16 protein-coding genes, 1 tRNA gene and 2 pseudogenes are annotated in these 19,010 nt (G+C 43.1%); 2 read left to right on the top strand and 17 right to left on the bottom strand.

The window, feature by feature from the left end; genetic code table 11:
- Nucleotides 1-1,311: 1,311 nt before the first annotated feature.
- From ACTNDQ_RS13985 to fba, 7 genes are all read right to left on the bottom strand, one after another.
- Nucleotides 1,312-3,009, bottom strand: coding sequence for an extracellular solute-binding protein (locus ACTNDQ_RS13985; protein ID WP_441064879.1), 1,698 nt, complete (start codon nt 3,007-3,009; stop codon nt 1,312-1,314).
- Entirely contained in the window at nt 2,999-4,702 is a 1,704-nt protein-coding gene (locus tag ACTNDQ_RS13980; RefSeq protein ID WP_144094455.1) for a sensor histidine kinase, read from the bottom strand. The genes ACTNDQ_RS13985 and ACTNDQ_RS13980 overlap by 11 nt, the downstream gene beginning before the upstream one ends.
- Nucleotides 4,677-6,215 carry a response regulator transcription factor gene (locus ACTNDQ_RS13975; RefSeq protein WP_059085412.1) on the bottom strand — a complete coding sequence of 513 codons (1,539 nt, stop codon included), beginning with the start codon at nt 6,213-6,215 and terminating at the stop codon, nt 4,677-4,679. Before ACTNDQ_RS13975 ends, ACTNDQ_RS13980 begins: the two co-directional genes overlap by 26 nt.
- An 89-nt stretch (nt 6,216-6,304) precedes the next feature.
- On the bottom strand, nt 6,305-7,141 hold the full coding sequence (locus ACTNDQ_RS13970; RefSeq protein WP_059085411.1) for a carbohydrate ABC transporter permease: 837 nt from the start codon (nt 7,139-7,141) through the stop codon (nt 6,305-6,307).
- Nucleotides 7,141-7,989, bottom strand: a complete 849-nt coding sequence (locus tag ACTNDQ_RS13965; RefSeq protein WP_110104281.1) for a carbohydrate ABC transporter permease — start codon at nt 7,987-7,989, stop codon at nt 7,141-7,143. Before ACTNDQ_RS13965 ends, ACTNDQ_RS13970 begins: the two co-directional genes overlap by 1 nt.
- A gap of 118 nt (nt 7,990-8,107) precedes the next feature.
- Nucleotides 8,108-9,436, bottom strand: a complete 1,329-nt coding sequence (locus ACTNDQ_RS13960; RefSeq protein WP_330684291.1) for an ABC transporter substrate-binding protein — start codon at nt 9,434-9,436, stop codon at nt 8,108-8,110.
- Between the two features lie 276 nt (nt 9,437-9,712).
- Nucleotides 9,713-10,576 carry a class II fructose-1,6-bisphosphate aldolase gene (fba, locus tag ACTNDQ_RS13955; protein WP_015527136.1) on the bottom strand — a complete coding sequence of 288 codons (864 nt, stop codon included), beginning with the start codon at nt 10,574-10,576 and terminating at the stop codon, nt 9,713-9,715.
- Nucleotides 10,577-10,769: 193 nt separating this feature from the next.
- Between fba and ACTNDQ_RS13950 the strand changes: the two genes are divergently transcribed.
- Nucleotides 10,770-10,851: transfer RNA gene (locus ACTNDQ_RS13950), tRNA-Tyr, on the top strand.
- A gap of 830 nt (nt 10,852-11,681) precedes the next feature.
- On the opposite strand, the pseudogene ACTNDQ_RS13945 reads toward ACTNDQ_RS13950, so the two are convergent.
- Nucleotides 11,682-12,362, bottom strand: a pseudogene (locus tag ACTNDQ_RS13945) (NAD(P)-dependent oxidoreductase); the annotation flags it as partial.
- Nucleotides 12,304-12,813 (bottom strand): hypothetical protein, encoded by a 510-nt coding sequence (locus tag ACTNDQ_RS13940; protein WP_441064880.1) that lies wholly within the window; start codon nt 12,811-12,813, stop codon nt 12,304-12,306. The gene ACTNDQ_RS13940 and the pseudogene ACTNDQ_RS13945, both read right to left, overlap by 59 nt.
- A gap of 251 nt (nt 12,814-13,064) precedes the next feature.
- Between ACTNDQ_RS13940 and ACTNDQ_RS13935 the strand changes: the two genes are divergently transcribed.
- Nucleotides 13,065-13,988, top strand: coding sequence for a LysR family transcriptional regulator (locus ACTNDQ_RS13935; protein WP_278795613.1), 924 nt, complete (start codon nt 13,065-13,067; stop codon nt 13,986-13,988).
- Between the two features lie 386 nt (nt 13,989-14,374).
- Here ACTNDQ_RS13935 and ACTNDQ_RS13930 read toward each other — a convergent pair.
- From ACTNDQ_RS13930 to ACTNDQ_RS13895, 8 genes and pseudogenes are all read right to left on the bottom strand, one after another.
- A pseudogene (locus tag ACTNDQ_RS13930) lies at nt 14,375-14,734 on the bottom strand (class I SAM-dependent methyltransferase); the annotation flags it as partial.
- Nucleotides 14,735-14,749: 15 nt separating this feature from the next.
- Nucleotides 14,750-15,028: a hypothetical protein gene (locus tag ACTNDQ_RS13925; protein ID WP_441064878.1), complete on the bottom strand. Its 279-nt coding sequence runs from the start codon at nt 15,026-15,028 to the stop codon at nt 14,750-14,752.
- Between the two features lie 39 nt (nt 15,029-15,067).
- On the bottom strand, nt 15,068-15,769 hold the full coding sequence (locus ACTNDQ_RS13920) for a transglutaminase-like domain-containing protein (protein WP_279201251.1): 702 nt from the start codon (nt 15,767-15,769) through the stop codon (nt 15,068-15,070).
- Nucleotides 15,759-16,427 (bottom strand): class I SAM-dependent methyltransferase, encoded by a 669-nt coding sequence (locus ACTNDQ_RS13915; RefSeq protein WP_441064877.1) that lies wholly within the window; start codon nt 16,425-16,427, stop codon nt 15,759-15,761. Before ACTNDQ_RS13915 ends, ACTNDQ_RS13920 begins: the two co-directional genes overlap by 11 nt.
- On the bottom strand, nt 16,417-17,352 hold the full coding sequence (locus ACTNDQ_RS13910; RefSeq protein WP_441064876.1) for a ketopantoate reductase family protein: 936 nt from the start codon (nt 17,350-17,352) through the stop codon (nt 16,417-16,419). The genes ACTNDQ_RS13915 and ACTNDQ_RS13910 overlap by 11 nt, the downstream gene beginning before the upstream one ends.
- A gap of 19 nt (nt 17,353-17,371) precedes the next feature.
- Nucleotides 17,372-18,154, bottom strand: a complete 783-nt coding sequence (locus ACTNDQ_RS13905; protein WP_441064875.1) for a ZIP family metal transporter — start codon at nt 18,152-18,154, stop codon at nt 17,372-17,374.
- A gap of 168 nt (nt 18,155-18,322) precedes the next feature.
- Entirely contained in the window at nt 18,323-18,469 is a 147-nt protein-coding gene (locus tag ACTNDQ_RS13900; protein WP_242982019.1) for a LamB/YcsF family protein, read from the bottom strand.
- Nucleotides 18,445-18,870 (bottom strand): LamB/YcsF family protein, encoded by a 426-nt coding sequence (locus ACTNDQ_RS13895; RefSeq protein WP_441064874.1) that lies wholly within the window; start codon nt 18,868-18,870, stop codon nt 18,445-18,447. The genes ACTNDQ_RS13900 and ACTNDQ_RS13895 overlap by 25 nt, the downstream gene beginning before the upstream one ends.
- Between the last annotated feature and the right edge of the window lie 140 nt (nt 18,871-19,010).

Below are 19,010 nucleotides of genomic sequence, written 5' to 3'. Positions count from 1 at the left end.
AGTTTTTTTCAAACATTTTTGAGTTAAGATTTTGTTGTCGTTTCGTTGACGACTTGGATACTTTATCATATCTTCTGTCTTTTGTCAACTATGAATTTCATTTTTCTGAAATTCTTTTTAATTGTTTGTTTTTTGAAAGCAATTATTTGCGACAGCTCAGTTATAATACCACTGGGAGTTATGCTTGTCAACCATAAATTTCAATTTTTTTAGATTTTCCTGGAAGTTTATTTTTATAGGACAATTTTTTATTCTTATTTGTAATTTTAGGATTATCTTTATTGTTTTTTATTGTGTTGTTTATCGTGTTGTTTTTTAATAATAAGTCTCTTCGCTGGATGGCGCTATGCCGGTCGCATTTTCAATGCGGTAAGTGCGAGGGAAGGCGATCTCAGAGTTCCGCAGCCCGAACGCCCTCCCTCGCGCTCCCACCCCGTTGGGCACGGAAGGAGTTCTGCGTTGTTGTATGTACTGCGTTGTTGACTTTTGTCTGTATGCTTCGATATTGGATGTGGAACGTTGTGCCGATCTGGTTCCTGGATTCTTCGATATTTATGGCGATACGCTATGCCGATCTGCAATCTGGTTCTGGGATTCTTCGGTACTTATGGTGGTACGCTGTGACGATCTGCGATCTGGTTCTGGGATTCTTCGGTACTTATAGTGGTACGCTGGACCGATCTGGTCCCTGTATTCTTCGATATTTATGGTGATACGCTGTGCCGATCCCGTTTCTATATTATTCGATACTTATAGGAATATTCTGTACCAGTCTGACATTTCAGGACAGGCCGCCCAGTCCGCTTCCATCCCCCGCATGTTTTTTCCTGTCGATTGGAAGCGTCAGCCAGAGGAAGGTGGCATCGGGCCGAGCTGCTGCGGAGGAGGGGTGATTACTACTTGGGCTGCGGGAGACGGCGTTATTGCGGCAGGGTCTGCTGTCTGAGCCGAAGGCGAGTTCTGGCCCTGCCGCAATGCTTTTAGCCGTCTCACGGAGCCCTAGTAGTATCCCCCGACGGAGTCCCTGCCCGGAGCGATGCCACCTTTCTCTGGCGTCCCTCAACCACATCCACCTCTCAAAATCTCAAAAACATCCCCGACTGCATCCACTCCCGGAGCGATGCCTCCTTCCTCTGGCGTCCCTCAACCACATCCACCTCTCAAAACCTCAAAAACATCCCCGACTGCATCCACTCCCGGACCAATGCCTCCTTCCTCTGGCATCCCTCTATACATCCGCCTCACAAAATCCCAACAACATCCACCCCGGACCAATGCCTCCTTCCTCTGGCGTCCCTCTATACATCCGCCTCACGAGTCCACAAGCCCTTCCCGAACCCGCTCCGTAAGAATGTCTCCACCCTTACGATACCAATCTTCCACAAAAGAGTCAAAAGAGCTCACAGGCATCCTCCCCATAATGATCTGGATAAATGCGTTCTTCTCCAGCAAACGCAAAGTCTGAGGAATCTCCCCGTCACCATCCCCCAGATACTTCTTCTCCGGAGCACGGTAATTCGCATCCACCAGAAGCCCCACCGCCGAAATCCTGGACTTATACGCCGCCCAGGCCTCTACCGAAGGCACCTCCGCCTCAAGATACTCCTTACACGCATCAAAATAAGACGCCTCAATGGCACTGAGATCCTCCCTGGTCTTCTCATCGCCCGGACTGTAAAGAACCTCACGGATATGCTTTGTCACTATATAAGTAGCCTCATTATAATCCACATTGATCATTAGCGGACGCGCCGTAGGATCCACATTCAAGGCAAAATAAGTGTTCATCTCATCCGCATCCTCTGCCTCATATCTGGAATGGTCAAACAACACACTCAAAATCTTCATTGCGATCTCCGGATGCTCATACCCTTTACGCACAACTACATATTTATTATCTCGAAACGTAGAGTATACCTCCACAGTCCGCTTTACATCCGCAGTCAGATAATACGGTTCCCAGTCTGCCTCTTTATTCTTCCGATACTCATCCATAAGAGGATTATTCGGAGTCCACCAGAGCCCGAAAAACGCTCCGCATTTTCCATTCACCACAAGATCACGGATATTATTCTGTGCACGTAAAGCAAAATCCGAATCCAGTATTCCCTGCCTGTAAAGCTCTCTGAGATACCCCAGAGCCTCCTTTGTCTCCTCCGTCAGCGATCCATAGACAATTTCTCCATCTGCATTTTCAATCCACTGCTGCGGATATGCCCCGAACTTTTCAAACACAGAGTCCACCGAATAGCTGGTGCTGACCGTGCCCACAAGTCCCGGATCACAGACAAGTCCCACAGGATCTTCACCATCCTCTGCACCCATCCGGTTTTCCTGAAACGCACGGATCACTGAAAAAGCCTCTTCCAGTGTCTTCGGTTCTTTCAGTCCCAGCTGCTCCATCCAGTCACGTCTCAGCCATAAAAGCTGCGGCCCATCATCAATGGCAGTCTCCGGAAGTGCATACAGTTTTCCGTCAAAAGTCCCGGATGCCAAAAGTTCCTCTCCATAGCTCTCATACATTTCCTTTATTTTATCGGAAGCGCAGCTTTTGTATACTTCCGTCAGATCCTCGATAAGATCATTTTCAACCAGTTCTTCCAGAGTTTCCCTGTCCGACACCAGAAAAATATCCGGAAGATTCCGATCTTTGACCAGGATGTTCAGGGCTTCGTCATACCGCTCCTCACTCTCCATAAAAACATTCTTATTCTGAATATTCAGTGTTTTTTTCAGATACCGGGTATATGCATTGTCCTCATAATTCTGCCCGTCCGGAAGATTAGAATTATTAGCCCCTTTCATCTGTCCCAGAGTATAAGTTACAAGCTCCGGATATTTCCCCAGAGGCGTGGTTTCTGCCTGTTCCCAGCTCTTACTGCTCTTTTCGGACAGAACATCTATATCTGTTTTTTCCATTTCTGCAGTTCCTAAAGAACACCCCGTCAAAAGTGCCAGGTTCAGTATCGTACTCAGAAATACCACTGTTTTTCCCAGACTAAGTCTCATCTTTTTTTACCTCTTTCGGGATCCTCATATCAACGCTTGTCCCCTCACCTACCTTGCTCAGGATTCGGATGGCATATTTCTCTCCATATAAAATACACATACGGTCATTGACATTTTTAAGGCCATAGCCTTTTGCCTGATATGTGAGCAGCTTTTCTGCCTGCTCCTGTTCCATCCCTATTCCGTTATCTTCAACCCGGATCACTACATCTCCATTCTCTTCAAAGAAATAAAGTTTCAGAAGCTTTTCCCCTTCCTCCTTCACATCCAGGCCATGCTCCAGAGCATTCTCAACGATGGGCTGCAGGGCAAGCTTCGGAACCAACTCCTGCTGCACAGACGGATCGATATTCCACTCCACTTTAAAATCATTGTCATGCATGATCAGCTGGATTTCCAGATAAGCTTCGATATTCCGAATACAGGTTTCCACAGTCACCATATCTGCTCCCTTACTGAGCGCTGTCCGGTAAAATGTAGATAATGCCAGTGTCACACGGCTGATCTCCTTCTGACGGCTCTTAATCGCCATCCAGTTTATAATAGAAAGAGAATTATAAAGAAAATGAGGATTGATCTGGGCAGTCAGCGCTTTCAGTTCAAATTCCTTCAGAGCGATCTTATTTTCATACACTTCTTCGATCAGTCGATTAATTTCATCCATCATATGGTGAAAGCTTCTCACCAGCTGCCCTACCTCATCTCCGGAATCACTGTAAACCGTAACTTCACGGCTTCCCTGGTTCACCTGTTCCATATTTCTGGTAAGCTGTTCAATCTTTCTGGTAAACAGCTTGGAAAACGTCATTCCAAGCACAATGATGATCACAACACAGAAGCCGATCAGTGGGATCTCACTGATCAATACTTTTGAAACCGAGCTCTCGATCACAGCCGGAGGTTTGTAAAAATAATAGGTCCATCTTGTTTCATGTCCGCTGCTGCTGACATAGGTATATTCTTCCCTCAGACGATCCAGCTTTTTTGCGGTTTCTTTCTGTGCTGAAATATCACTGGCCGCCAGATTTTCTCCATGATAGACGATATTTTGCTGATCATCCACCACAAAGCCTCCGGAATTCCGTTCAATAATATTAGCCAGAGGCTGGAATACTTTTCCGTAATCCAACGAAATACAGAGCACAGCCTCCCTGATCTTACCATCATATATTTCCCTGACTGCCGCGATCTGACGATTATCCCGGTCCACGATCCACTGAACCGTCACGGTATTATTTAATTTATCACTCCACCATTCCCCATCAACCTCTGAAAGCGGCGCCAAGGTATATTCATGGCGCACGGGAATGCTTTCTGCAAAAAGATGTATCCCCAGAATTGCTTCGTGGTAGGATTTCGGCACCGTCAATAGCGGATCCACAACTTCCGTATACTGTTCATATGCAGTATAACGATCCATATCTTTGTTGAAGATCACCTCCTGGATTTCAGGAGAATAGGTAAGATAATTCAAAAGGCTGGCATAAATTTCGATCTGCCCGTCAATGTTTTCTCTGGTCTGCTCCAAAATGGAGTACATATCCTCCATCTCATTTTTCCGTACAAGACTACTCATACGACTGTGACTATACAGTGCCAACACAGTCATCGGCACCAGGGATACCACCACAAGAAGATTTGTCAGCTTGTACCGGTATTTCATATCATTATACTTCTTCAGAAGACTCTTCATCCTCATTGTTTCCTTTCCGATAGGACTCCGGGCTGCTTCCGTAATATTCCCGGAAGCTCCGGCAGAAATACGAAGAATTGGCAAATCCTACCTGCTCGCTGACCATGGCTACTTTCATGTTGGTGGTTCGTAGAAGCTCCTTGGCCTTTTCCATGCGGAACACACGGATAAAACGATTCAGGTTCATCCCCGTCTCCTTCTTGAAAATAAAGCTGAGATAGCCGGAAGAAAGATATACCTTTTCTGCCAGTGTTTCCAGATTCAGATCTTCCGCATAGTGATTGTAAATATAATTTTTGACTGCTGCCACCTCATCTCTGGATTCGCTCATGGAACGGTCCAGGAACTCCTCGTACTGGCGGATATTTTTTTCTGTAACCTCAATGATCTCCTGAATGGTAGAACAGCCATACAGATGATCCACCTCCAGATCCAGCCTGTGCTCTCCGGCAAAACGATTCTCCTGAAACAGCTCCCTTATCACATTGGAAAAAACAAATTTCACATACATGGCCGAAAACTGGGTATTGGACTGATATTTGGATGCCAGGCTGCGGAAATGGCTCCACAGCTGCTTCACATCCTTTCTGGAAATATCTTCTGAGATTTTTTCCATAAGCCTGGAATCCTGCTCCTCTTCTCCGGTATTTTTTTCCTCGTCCTCCTCGCTGGTGTAGACATGGATATCCGGATGATAAAATTTTTCTTCCATCTGCTGCTCCAGCTGTTCCATGATTTCCGGCAATTCCTGATATCCGTCAAAACGCCGGCTTACAGCCAGATGAAAGCGAACAGGATGAAGGCGCTTCAGAAGATTATAGACATTTTTTGCCACAAGGACATAATCACAGTACACATCCTTAAAAAGAAGCAAAGACTGACGGCCATTAAGATTCAAATAGAAGAAAGAACGGCGAAGCTCTTCCCGGATCTCAAGGGGAACCTCATCACTGGCAGAATCAAAAAAAGCTTCATCCGATTCAATAAGAATTGCACAGTGCCACTGCTCCCAGACAGAAAAATCCACAATTCCTTCCGCTTCCTTCAGACGCTCCTGATCTCCGGAATAAATGTAGCCCAGCAGAAAATACTGCTGAAGAAAGCTCTTTTCTTTTATGGACTGCTGCTCTTTATTTTTCCGGGATGCGATCTCCTTCTGGATCTTCTGTATGGTGTCATGAAAGCGGTCCGGATCCACCGGTTTCAGTACATAATCCGTCACACCATAGCGGATCGCCTCCTGAGCAAAAGCAAAATCTCCATAACCGCTGAAAATGATAATTTCCAGATCCGGATATTCCTCTCTTGCTTTTTTTGAAAGCTCCAGACCATCCATATGAGGCATTTTGATATCTGTCAGCATCAGATCCACCGGATGCTTTCTCAGCTCATTTAATGCCAGCTTGCCATTAGCCGCCTCATAAATCTCCCACTCTCCCTCCTCCATAGACAGAAGAAATCGGATTCCGTCACGTTCCAGTTTTTCATCATCTACCACCAAAACTCTGTACATTCCTCACCTCGCCAAATATGGCCTGATCCACGTAAAAGCACGCAGATCAGGCCGTTTTTCTTTCATTTTAACATTATTCAACTAATTTGTCAGCCTTTAACAGCTCCTGCAACCACACCTTCAATGATATATTTCTGGCATGCAAGATAGAAGGCAATGATTGGAATGATGGAAAGGACAAGAACGCCCATCATCGCTCCCATATCAATGGTTCCGTAACCGCCCTTCAGATACTGGATGGCAATGGAAATGGTTTTATATTTCTTGATATCAAGTACCAGATATGGAAGAAGATAATCATTCCAGATCCACATGGTTTCCAGAATCGCTACAGTTACACAGGTCGGTTTCATAACCGGAAGAACCACTTTAAAAAATGTCTGGATCGGGGTACAGCCATCGATCATGGCAGCTTCTTCGATCTCGATCGGAATGGATTTTACAAAACCGCTGAACATAAATACCGCAAGTCCTGCTCCATATCCAAGATAAATGATGATCAGTCCCCACGGAGTATTCAACTTCAGGATGTTTGCGATCTTGGAAAGAGTAAACATTACCATCTGGAATGGTACGACCATGGAAAACAGACACAGCATGTACATGGTTTTTGTCAGGGTGTTGGTAACACGGTTGATGTACCAGGCACACATGGAGGTACAGAGCAGAATTACCGCAACAGAAAATACTGTGATAAATAATGTCCATCCAAATGCCTGGAAAAATCCGGTTTTTGCCAGACCATTTACATAGTTTTCCAGACCTACGAACATTTTATCCGTTGGGATCGCAAAGGGATAACGACTGATGTATGCTTTTTTCTTAAAAGAATTGATCAAAACCAGAAGGATCGGGAAAATATAAGCAACAGATACCACACTCAGGATCGCAGTCCACAGACCGCTGAATTTTACTTTTTTATTCATTACTGCTGTACCTCCTTACTTCTTGTGAGACGATTCTGGATCATGGCAATTGCTCCAACCAGGATAAAGAAGATCACGGCCTTCGCCTGTCCTACACCTTCCCATCCGGTACGTCCATAGAAGGTATTGTAAATATTCAGTGCAAGCATTTCTGACATATTGGAAGGCTCACCATTTGTAAGAGCAAGGTTCTGGTCAAAAAGCTTGAAGGAGTTGGTAAGTGTCAGGAAAGTACAGATGGTGATGGACGGCATGACCATAGGAATGATCACATGCTTCAGAAGCTGTCCTTTGTTCGCACCATCGATCTGTGCAGCCTCGATCAGTTCACCCGGGATATTCTGGATACCTGCAATGTAAATGATCATCATATATCCGATCTGCTGCCAGCACATCAGGATCACAAGACCCCAGAATCCGTAAACAGAAGAATATGTAAGTGTTTTATTGATCTGAAGAAGCAGACCGTTTAACAGAAGCTGCCATACATAACCAAGGATGATTCCACCGATCAGGTTTGGCATAAAAAATACAGTACGGAATATATTGGTTCCTTTGATCTTCTTGGTCAGAAGCAACGCAACTGCAAAACCGATCACATTGATCAGAACTACTGATACAACCGTAAATGCGGTGGTGTACCATAATGCATGTCCAAAGGTTCCATCCTCAGTAAAAATCTTCACATAGTTCTGTAATCCCACGAATTTTGCATCCGTTACTGTGGTAAATTTACAGAAGGAAAGATATACGCCCATGATAAAGGGAACGATAAATCCAATGGTAAATGCCAGCAGGGTAGGCAGGACAAAAACCGGAAAATACTTTTTCATCATCTTATTCTGCATGTTTTCTCTTCCTTTCTCCTGAGGATGCATCCTTCCCTACTTTACGCATCCTCTCTTCATTGAAAGAGGCAGGCGGAAACCGCCCACCCCTTCGTGATCACGTTTCAGTTATACCTTATCAACCTTCATTTGCTGCTTTGTACTCTTTTGCCCATCCGTCAACAAATGCAGTTTTCACAGCATCCCACTCGCCGGTACCCTGTGCATACTCAAGCATTGCACTGCCGACCTGGTTTTTCCACTCTTCAGAAGGCATGGTTGTAAAGTTCCATGAAACCGGAGTTTTACCAGCTTTTACATATTCGTCGGCTGCTTTTACAAGCGGATTTGCAGACTCATAATTCTCATCAAAGGTCTTGAATGGTGTTGTAAATCCCATTTCCTGGCTTATAGATTCTCTTCCTTCATCACTTGTGATAACCCAGCTGAGGAAATCAAGAGTTGCCTGGATATCCTTCTCATCTGCTTTTTTGTTTACGCACCAGTAGTTCTCACTGCCTGTGCAAAGTCCCTGGTCCTCTTCACCATCAACACCAATGTAGATTGGAAGCATTCCCATATCCTCATCTGCTACTTCGTTATCTTTGATGTTATCATAAGCCCAGGTTCCATTCTGATAGAACACAGCCTCTCCAAGACCAAATTCAGCATTTGCATCATCGATAGTCTTGCTGGAAAGAAGGCTTGGCTCACAGGTAGAATCTGTGATATAAAGGTCAAACAGGTTCTTGAAGTTGTCAAGATAGGTTCCTTTGATCGCATCTGTGGATGTGATTCCGTCTTCTTTGTACTCATAATAGATTGGAAGGTTTGCAAGGTGTGTCTTGAAGCGCCAGTCACTGGAAGAATCAAAGCCTGCGGAAGTAAATGCACCGTCAACTCCAAGGTCATCTTTCTTAGCCTGGATATCATCTGCAACCTTCTTTAATGTCTCAAAATTGTTGATCTCATCTGCAGACTTGATCACAGCGCCATCCATCTCACAGTATTTCTTAAGAAGCGCTTTGTTGTAAATAAGTCCATATGTTTCAATTACATAGGCGATACCGTCAACTGCACCGCTGTCATCCTTCAGTACGAAATCGTCACTCTCCACATTTTTGTAAACATCGCTGTCTTTCAGGTCATAGCAATAATCCTTCCAGGATGCAAGTCCAACCGGTCCGTTAACCTGGAACAGTGTCGGAACCTCATCCTTGGCCATCTCTGATTTCAGAGTAGACTCATAAGTTCCGGAAGCAGCTGTAACAACCGTAACCGGTACACCAGTCTCATCGGTGTATTTCTTTGCTAGGTCTGACCACTGATCTGCCTGCTCCGGTTTAAAATTCAGATAGTAAACAGAACCTTCACTGTCATCCCCTTTTGCCATAGCCGGAACTGCCGGGATCATGGTAGCTGCCATTAAAGCTGCAAGACCAAATGCTGTTGCTTTTTTCATTCTCATAATCGTACCTCTCCTTTACCTTATATGATATTCAATTTGTTTCGCGGATATGCTTAAAACGTCCATTTCGCATATTCCTGACCGATAAGCTTCAAATCAGCTTCTCGATTAACTTGATATTATTGTAAATCGAAGAGGTCATTTTCACTATATAAAAAAATCAAGAAACATGTTGATTTTTTTATATAGTAAAAATATTGATATTTTATCATGAAAAAAGAAGCCGGAACAGGCTTGCTCCCATTCCGGCTTCTTTCATATATTATTTTCGATTCATCATGCTTTATTGACAGATCCGAAAAGCTCCATTTTCTCTTTAACAGTAGCTTTGATTGCTTCTGCTCCAGGTGCAAGAAGCTTACGTGGGTCATATCCTTTACCCTGCTGATCTTTACCCTCTTCAATGTATTTACGTGTAGCTTCAGCAAATGCAAGCTGGCACTCTGTATTTACATTGATCTTGGAAACGCCAAGGCTGATTGCTTTCTTGATCATGTCTGCCGGGATACCTGTACCACCGTGAAGAACAAGCGGCATATCTCCTGTCAGTTTCTGAATAGCATCCAGAGTCTCAAAGCTTAAGCCCTGCCAGTTAGCCGGATATTTTCCGTGAATGTTACCGATACCAGCTGCAAGGAAGTTGATTCCAAGATCTGCAACTCTCTTGCACTCCTCAGGATCAGCGCACTCGCCCATACCAACAACACCATCTTCCTCGCCACCGATGGAACCAACCTCTGCCTCAAGAGACATGTTGTGCTCAGCAACGATCTTAACCAGCTCTTTAGTCTTAGCTACGTTCTCATCGATCGGATAATGAGATCCGTCGAACATAATGGAAGAGAAACCAGCCTCAACACATTTCAGGCATCCATCATAGCTGCCGTGGTCAAGATGAAGAGCAACCGGAACAGTGATGTTCAGCTCTTCCATCATACCGTTAACCATACCTACAACAGTCTTATAACCTGTCATGTATTTACCGGCACCCTCGGAAACACCAAGGATTACAGGAGAGTTGAGCTCCTGAGCTGTCTGAAGGATAGCTTTTGTCCACTCAAGGTTGTTGATGTTGAACTGACCAACTGCATAATGGCCTGCTTTTGCTTTTTTCAGCATTTCTGTTGCGTTTACTAACATGATAAAATCCTCCTAACCTGTATTAGGATACGGAAAAACCGTGTCCTTTATATCCAACCGTACTCATAATAGCAGATTTCCTTTGGTAAGTCCAGTATTTTACCAAAAATGCTGATGCTGTGGGAATTATTATTTTTTTGAGAAAAAGCTTGCAATTTTATCAAATGTTATATATAATATATTTGTTGTTCACGGATGGATTCCCGAGTGGCCAAAGGGGGCAGACTGTAAATCTGTTGGCACCGCCTTCGAAGGTTCGAATCCTTCTCCATCCAGCGAATTTAGCTCTTACATCTTTGCGATGTAGGAGCTATTTTTTTTGTGCAAAAAGAAAACCGCAAAGGGGCCGCAAAACCGCGCCCCTCTGCACACCCCTCGGGCTTTTTTTAAGGAGTTCTTGGTTGTGGATGAGGGGAGGGTGCTGACTTGTGTCTGTATGCTTGGATATTGGATGTGGGACGCTGTACCGATCTGGTTCCTGTATGCTTCGGTGTTGATTATGGGACACTGTGCCGATCTGGTTTCTGTATGCTTCGGTGTTGGATGCGGGGTGCTGTGCCGATTTATTTTTTTGGGGATACGGCCGGCTGCTTTATTGGTTATGGATTGTTTTGAGGCCGTTTTCTGTATGCTTCGGTATTGGATGCGGAACACTGTGCCGATCTGGTTCCTGTATTCTTCGGTGTTGGACGTGGAACGCTGTGCCGATTTATTTTTATATATTGTGTTTTTTTGGCACTGGGCAGGATATACATTCGCTTCTATTCTCTGCTCTCTGTGGTTGAATTTTCAGCCGGGAATGTGGCAACGATATGGGCTGCTGCGGAGGAGGCGTGATACTGCTTAGGCTGCAGGGAGCGGCGTTATTGAGACAGGGGCTGCTGTCTGAGCCAGAGGCGAGTTCTGCCCCTGTCTCAATGTTTTTAGCTGATTTCCGAAGTCTTAGCAGTATCCGCCGACGGAGCCCTGCCCGTACCGCTGCCACATCCCCGGCGTACGGTTCATTCAATCCACCACACAAAGAAAAAGACGGCCACCCCCAAAAGCGAGACAGCCGTCCTTTCCTCACACATCATACATAGGAAATCGAAACACCGAAAAAAATCTATTTGTTAACTCTGTTAACCGTATTACCATCCAGAAAAGCCTTGATATTATCAACCGTAATATCCATGATCCTCTGTCTGGAAGCCTGAGCAGCCCAGGAGATATGCGGAGTGATGATGCAGTTTTTAGCCTTGAGAAGCGGATTATCCCCCTTGATCGGCTCAGTAGAAACAACATCAAGACCAGCAGCATAAACCTTCCCACTATTCAGAGCATCTGCCAGATCCTGCTCAACAACAAGCTGACCACGGCTGTTGTTGATAAGGATAACTCCATCCTTCATCTTCGCAATATTCTCTTTATTGATCATACCCTTTGTCTCCGGGAAAAGCGGGCAGTGAAGGAAGATCACATCAGACTGTGCAAACAGCTCATCAAGAGAAACATACTCCGCAAGCTTGGCACCAGCCTCACTCTGATAAGCATCATAAGCAAGAACCTTCATATCCAGAGCGTTAAGCAGCTTAGCAGTAGCCTGACCGATCCTTCCAAGGCCAATGATACCGGCAGTCTTTCCGTAAAGCTCGATCATCGGATAATCCCAGTAGCACCAGTCATCATTATTCTCCCATTTACCGGCCTTAACAGTCTCATCATGATGGCCATAGTGAGAGCAGATCTCAAGAAGAAGACCAAGAGCATACTGGCCAACGATCTGAGTACCGCTCTGCTGTATGCTCATCCGGTCTGATCGCCAGAAGTCCGTCTGAGTCTCCTACAATGATATCACCAGGATTGATAACGATTCCTGCGAAGGATACCGGGAAGTTCATCTCTCCCGGGCCGTTTTTGTATGGTCCGTTTGGTGTGATACCTTTTGCATATACAGGGAAATCCATCTGACTTAATGTATAGCTGTCACGAACACAGCCGTCGATGATGATTCCTGCGATTCCTCTGGATTTTGCGTAGTTGCTCATGATCTCACCGCAAAGTGCTCTGCTCAGGCTTCCTTTGTTTGCAAGAACGATAACATTTCCCGGCTGAGCCATATCCAGTGCTTTATGGAACAGAAGGTTATCTCCTGCCGGTGCATTTACTGTAAATGCAGTTCCCAGAAGTCTTGCCTTCGGGTTCAGCGGGAAAATGCTGGAATCTACGGCAGCGATCCTTCCACAGTTATCATCAATATTTGCAACTGGAATTCCACGGAAGGCTTCTACTAATTCTTTTGACGGTCTTTCAAAGTTTCATCTGATTCTACATCCTAATACCATATGAAAACCTCTCTTCTTTTGATTTTCTTTTTTAATTGTATTTATCATATCATACAAGCTTACTATTGAATAACGAATAATTTCTCTGTATAATATAAATAATTTTTATATTATCAAAGCTTAAACCACCCTATAGACAACACCAAAGAAAAGGAGCTGTTCATATGAATCTTGCTGAAATCGAAACCTTTCTCACCATTGTAAATACCAAGAGCATCACCCGTACAGCGGATCTTCTTTTTCTTTCCCAGCCTACTGTCAGCCACCGGCTCACATCTCTGGAGAACGAACTGGGTTTTCCCCTTGTGATCCGTCAGAAAGGCCACAAGCAGGTGGAACTGACTGCCAAGGGAACGGATTTTATCATCCTTGCGGAACGCTGGATGTCTCTCTGGAAGGAAACTATGGAGCTGCAGCGCAATCAGGATTCCCTGCTGCTTACCATCGGCTGTACAGACAGCCTGAACGTAGCTGTTTTCGCACCACTGTATGACAGGATCTTAAATGAGCAGACCAAGCTGGACCTGAACATCGAGTCCCATCACTCTTCAGAGCTCTACGGTCTTCTTGGAGAACACAGCATTGATATCGGATTTGTCTACCACAAATTGCATTACAAGAATATCATAACAGAGAAAATCTTCGAAGAAAAGCTTTATCTGATACAATCGGATCAGCCAGTGATTCCGGCTCCGACAATACATACCGATGAGCTGGATCCATCCCTGGAGCTGTTTTTAAGCTGGGATGACAATTATCAGATCTGGCATGACCGCTGGCTTTCCTCCGCTTCCAGACCTCACATTGCGGCAGATACCATCACACTTTTGGACCGTCTCTGGAAAAAACCGGGAAACTGGATGGTCGCACCACAGTCTGTGATCCTGGAGCTTTCCCATTACCGGCCTCTTTTTATCAGTGAACTGAAAAACACACCGCCAAACCGTGTCTGCTATAAGATCAAGCATAAATATCCAAAGTCCACCAGCAAACGTGCCGTGGAATTCTTCGAAAATGCACTGGAAGACTTTCTTGCAGAATCCACTCCGTCCTTCCCGATCGGCCAGGTATGGGAACGACAGAAATAAAAAAACGGCAAGCATAAGCCTGCCAGGAACATTCTCTGCTTTACCGTTTCTTCTTATATTATTTATACCAGGATTTTTGATCCACCGCTTTCCACCACATAAAGCAACAACGAGCTTCGACTTGTTTCATCATATATCAAGAACCCTTTGTTTACAAGGATTTTCAGCATTTCCATGAAAAACAATTTTTCGTCTGATTGCGTCTATTTTCTTCTCCTTTCACATAGTGGTATTTCTTTGTGTTAGTTTTATCTAACCTTTTCTGTTATCTTAACATGAGAATCGAGCATTATCCAGACCTGAACGGACGGCAATAATCCATTTAGACAAAAATAAAGTTCCAGACTTATTATCTGAAACTTTATTATAAATCCAGCATCATTGCATTACTTCACACAACGGAAATATACTATGGAACCGTCAACATGGATATCCGTTTCTTTATATAGCTTTTGAAGGATATCTCTCAGCTCTTTCTCCGTCTGAAACGGTGGAGAAAACCACCCTTTCTTTGCAAGAATATTTTTCACCAGCCAATCTGTCCGTTTCGATTTTCCCCTGATATAACAACAGGCAATGAAATCGCCGCCTGGTTTCAAAACACGCCATATTTCATGAAATGCTTTTTGCTTATCAAGAAATGCATGAAAACCATTCATACTGACAACGGTATCAACAGATTCATTCTCCATTTGCAGGTTCCCCACATTCCCCTGAATACATTTGATATGCGCATGACTACCAAGTCTTTTTCTGGCTTGTTAAAGCATATCCATGCTGTAATCAATACAAGTAATATATGCATTTTTCAGAGAACTCCATTTGTTTTCCGTAAATACAGCAGTTCCAACCGGAACATCAAGAAGATTTCCTGAAAAGTCATCAGGAACATATGATAAAACTTTTCGCGCTATATCATTATCATCCGTGCCACTCCAAAATAACTTAATATACAGTTTGCTGAAAATATTTCTTTGCGTAAGAACATCGTCATATATATTTTTTGATGTTTCATAAGCATTTTGTATTTTGTCTGCCATATTACCCTCAAATTTAATTTTAATTCTAAAAGCTTAAAACTATCGTTCTCTAATCTTCCTGACATTACGATTCATGAGGTGTCTTCCAATATGTCTATAAGCAAATGCTTTAAAGGCTGAAATTTCTTGATGATGTTCCTTCAACAGTTCATCTGGACAATCATAAACACCAAAATCCTGATTGATTCCCCCGCTCTGAATATAAGTATTGTTCCTATCAAACTCAATAATGAGATTTCTGAAATCCTTGACTGCTACTCCATAACCGCAAAATGCACCTGTACATTCCGAATTTTGTTCCTGTAACTTCTTTATGTAGGTTTTATCCAAAATGAAAGCTTCCAGTTCGTACCACTGATTTTCGAAATTAATTTCTACCCAGCTATGGAAAATACTTTTTGGAGCATTACGGTAAACAAACCCGGTCATAGCCCCTTTCTGCAATCTTTTATCAATCGTAAAACCATGTACTCTGCACGGAATATTGCAGGCACGTAAAAGTGCCATAAATAAAGTTCCTTTTGTATTACATTGTCCATAACCATCTGCAAGTACTTTTGAAGCTGAAATTCCGTCATCAATATTATATCCAAATAAAACATCATCTCTTACATAGTTGTAGATTGCCTTGATCCTTTCAAATTCACCCATTTCCTTCCATTTCATATTTTGAATAAGTTTTTGAATTGCCGGATTAGAAAAATCAACCATTCGTGTTTCCCTAAGATACTTATCTTTCATTTCCTATCGCCTTTCCCATAGGTTTTCTCACAACACAATGCATTCGCATACCTTTACGAATTTCAAATTTTTCTACTTTTAATCCTGCTTTTTTGCAACATTTTATGACCACATCTCTTGTTGGCACTTGGACATCTCCATGTCCGCATATATTTGCCAACGGCATTTCCAATGTATTCATTAGCCATACCAATACTTTATTGTCACTGGTCACATCTCTCAGTATCAATCTTCCATTTGGGCGAAGACATCTTTTCACACTGTCAAAAAATGCCTGTGGATCCGGATAATGATGGAAGCTCATAGAACAAATAATTGCATCAAATGAATCCTTTTCAAAAGGAAAGTTCTCACAGTCTCCTACAACAAATGTTGCATTTGGAATATTTTTCTTTTTTGCCTGTTCAATCATTGCCGGAGTCAGATCCAGTCCTGTATAATGCCGGTCTGGATATTTTTCTGCTAATAAAGAAATCATCGGAGCAGGCCCACAGCCTGCATCTAATAAATCTCTAAATGGCTCCTTATCTAATTCTTCCAGAATATCCGGATAATCCTTCTTGCACATTTCGTAAATGCCAGCATGGTTACTTTCATATCTTCCTGCTGCTTTTGTAAACTCTTTAATTGACAATTTTTTATATTCTTCATTTTTCATGCTTTTTTCTCCAATCATGTACCTTTTTCGCCTTGCATCCGCATTTCTTCATTTTTTTCATATAAGCATAAAACTGCTTATGCAATTCCCGCATTTCATCTGGTGCCTTCATAGCATGTTGATACATAAATTTATCTCCAAAACTGCTTCCAAATGTAACTGCCAGCATAATCGTCAGAAATGACAATGGCAAAAAGCGAAAAATATTCATTTTCCATGGTGACAGTTTACCCTTTTGTTTTCGCAAAAAATTAAAATTTCTTTTCAGCCTTTCTGCTGTTTTCCTCATGATTTTCCATTCTTTTTCCACTTTCTCCGGATCGTCTGATTCATAATACGCATCTGCAATCGGTACCACCATAGCAAGATGACAAAGCTGCCATAGATGCATATCCGTTACTTTCTGGTATGGTATATGAGCATGCCTCAATAGCTCTGAAAACTGCTTAGTTCTTTCGGATTTATTTCCTGATATTTCTGCAAATGTTGTCGGCTGAATCAACCTTGGAGTAAGTGCTGCATCAAGGATACCATCATCATTTATACTTCCGCCTGCTCCTGGAAAAGCCGGTAATATTCTTCCTTTTCCGACAATGTCTTCCCATTTATTGTAACTGTCCAGTGAATTTATCATTGTAACAATCGTATTACTTTTATTATTTTTCAATTCAGTAAGTGCTTCATACAGCTGGTTTTCCCGGACAGTAAGCAAGACAAAATCATAAATATCATCGTTTGGTAGTTCTCCAAGAATCCTAATCTCTGCCTTTATTACTTCCTGATTTTTCTTATATTGCAATCCATTATTTCTTAAAGCCTCAAATCTTTTACCTCTGGCATAAATATTTGTATCATAACCGGCTTCTGCAAATAAAGCCGCATACAAGGATCCAATCACACCAGCACCATAAATCAATATTCTCATAAGAATCATTCCTCTCCTCTTACCCCAGTGCCACATCCAAGATCATCATCAAACTAAATCCAAGTGCAAAGAAAAGCGTACCGATATTCGAATGCTGTCCCTGAGACATTTCCGGAATTAGTTCTTCAACCACGACATATAACATAGCTCCTGCTGCAAAGCTGAGTAAATATGGTAATGCCGGGATTAGCAGCTGTGCGACAAGAATCGTCATTACTGCTCCAATCGGTTCAACGACTCCTGAAAGTACACCTCCCAGAAATGCCTTTCTCTTACTTTCACCCTCTGCCCTAAGCGGCATGGATATAATCGCTCCTTCTGGAAAATTCTGGATAACAATTCCAAGTGATAAAGCAAGTGCACTTGTTGCTGTAATCTGTGCATTTTCAGCAAGAAATCCTGCATACATTACACCAACTGCCATACCTTCAGGGATATTATGTAATGTAACTGCCAACACCATCATCGTAGTACGGCCAAGTTTGCTTCTCGGTCCCTCTGCCTGATCACTTCCAACATGAAGATGTGGAATCAAATGATCAAGTGCGAGTAAAAACAATATACCAATCCAGAACCCAACAACTGCCGGAACAAACGATAAAGTTCCCATATTCTCAGATTGTTTAATTGCCGGAATCAGAAGACTCCAGATTGAAGCAGCAACCATTATACCTGCTGCAAACCCTGCAAGTGCACGTTGCAGTAACTTGCTAAGTGTTTTTCTCATAAAAAACACGCATGCTGCACCTAGCGTTGTTCCAACAAATGGAATCAGTATACCTTCAAAAACATTCATTAGCATTATGTATTCCTTTCTGTATAGTCAAAAGTACTTTCACATCGTTCTGTTGTTAGTTTTAACTAACTACCATGTATAAAAGAAACCGTGCAAAAAGCAAACTGTAATTTCACGCGGTTTTCCTTATGTTTAAGTATATCACTTACGAAATCATATAACAATATAATTCTTTTAACAATTTACAAGAGAAAGATCATCCATGTATGCACGATCTGCGAAAATCTCAGATGCTGTGCGAAGTCCCTTGCTCTCAGCGATATCACCAAGAACTGCTCCTGCACAGTAATAAACGATCAGATCTTTGTCATACTCGCAGATTGCCTCACAGATCGCTGTGGAAATATCCTCGTCATACTGGCAGGCATTCCCCTCCCCATTGCTCCATGAGGAGCGACATGATGAAGCTTCATTCCGTAGCTCTTGGTAAATGCAGCCAGTGCTCCGATCTGGTATCTGACGTAATTCTTAACTTCATCATGAGAGAGAACCATCTTTCTTCGTCCAAAGCCAAGAAAATCCGGATATCCAGGATGGGCTCCAACCATAACGCCACGTTCCTTTGCCATGCGGACTACCTTATCCATTACCATCGGATCGCCTGCATGCCAGCCACATGCAACATTTGCTGTTGTGACATATTTGATGATCTCTTCATCGCCGCCAAGCTTATATGCGCCAAAGCTCTCACCCATGTCACTGTTTAAGTCGATACTGTACATGTTGCTACCTTTCTTTACTTGTTGAAAGTATAACATGTTAAATAAAAATCTAAGACTTCCCATACCCCAAATGGGCTTCGCACCTTAAAAATTCAATATTTCAGCTAACAAAATAGCAATTTATGCCATCGCAGTCCCTG

It is taken from the genome of Blautia massiliensis (ex Liu et al. 2021) (assembly GCF_052064225.1).
GTDB classification, from domain to species: Bacteria; Bacillota; Clostridia; order Lachnospirales; family Lachnospiraceae; genus Blautia_A; species Blautia_A fusiformis.
Note: the sequence above shows the minus strand (reverse complement) of the source record. Positions and strands in the feature narration are given on the sequence as shown.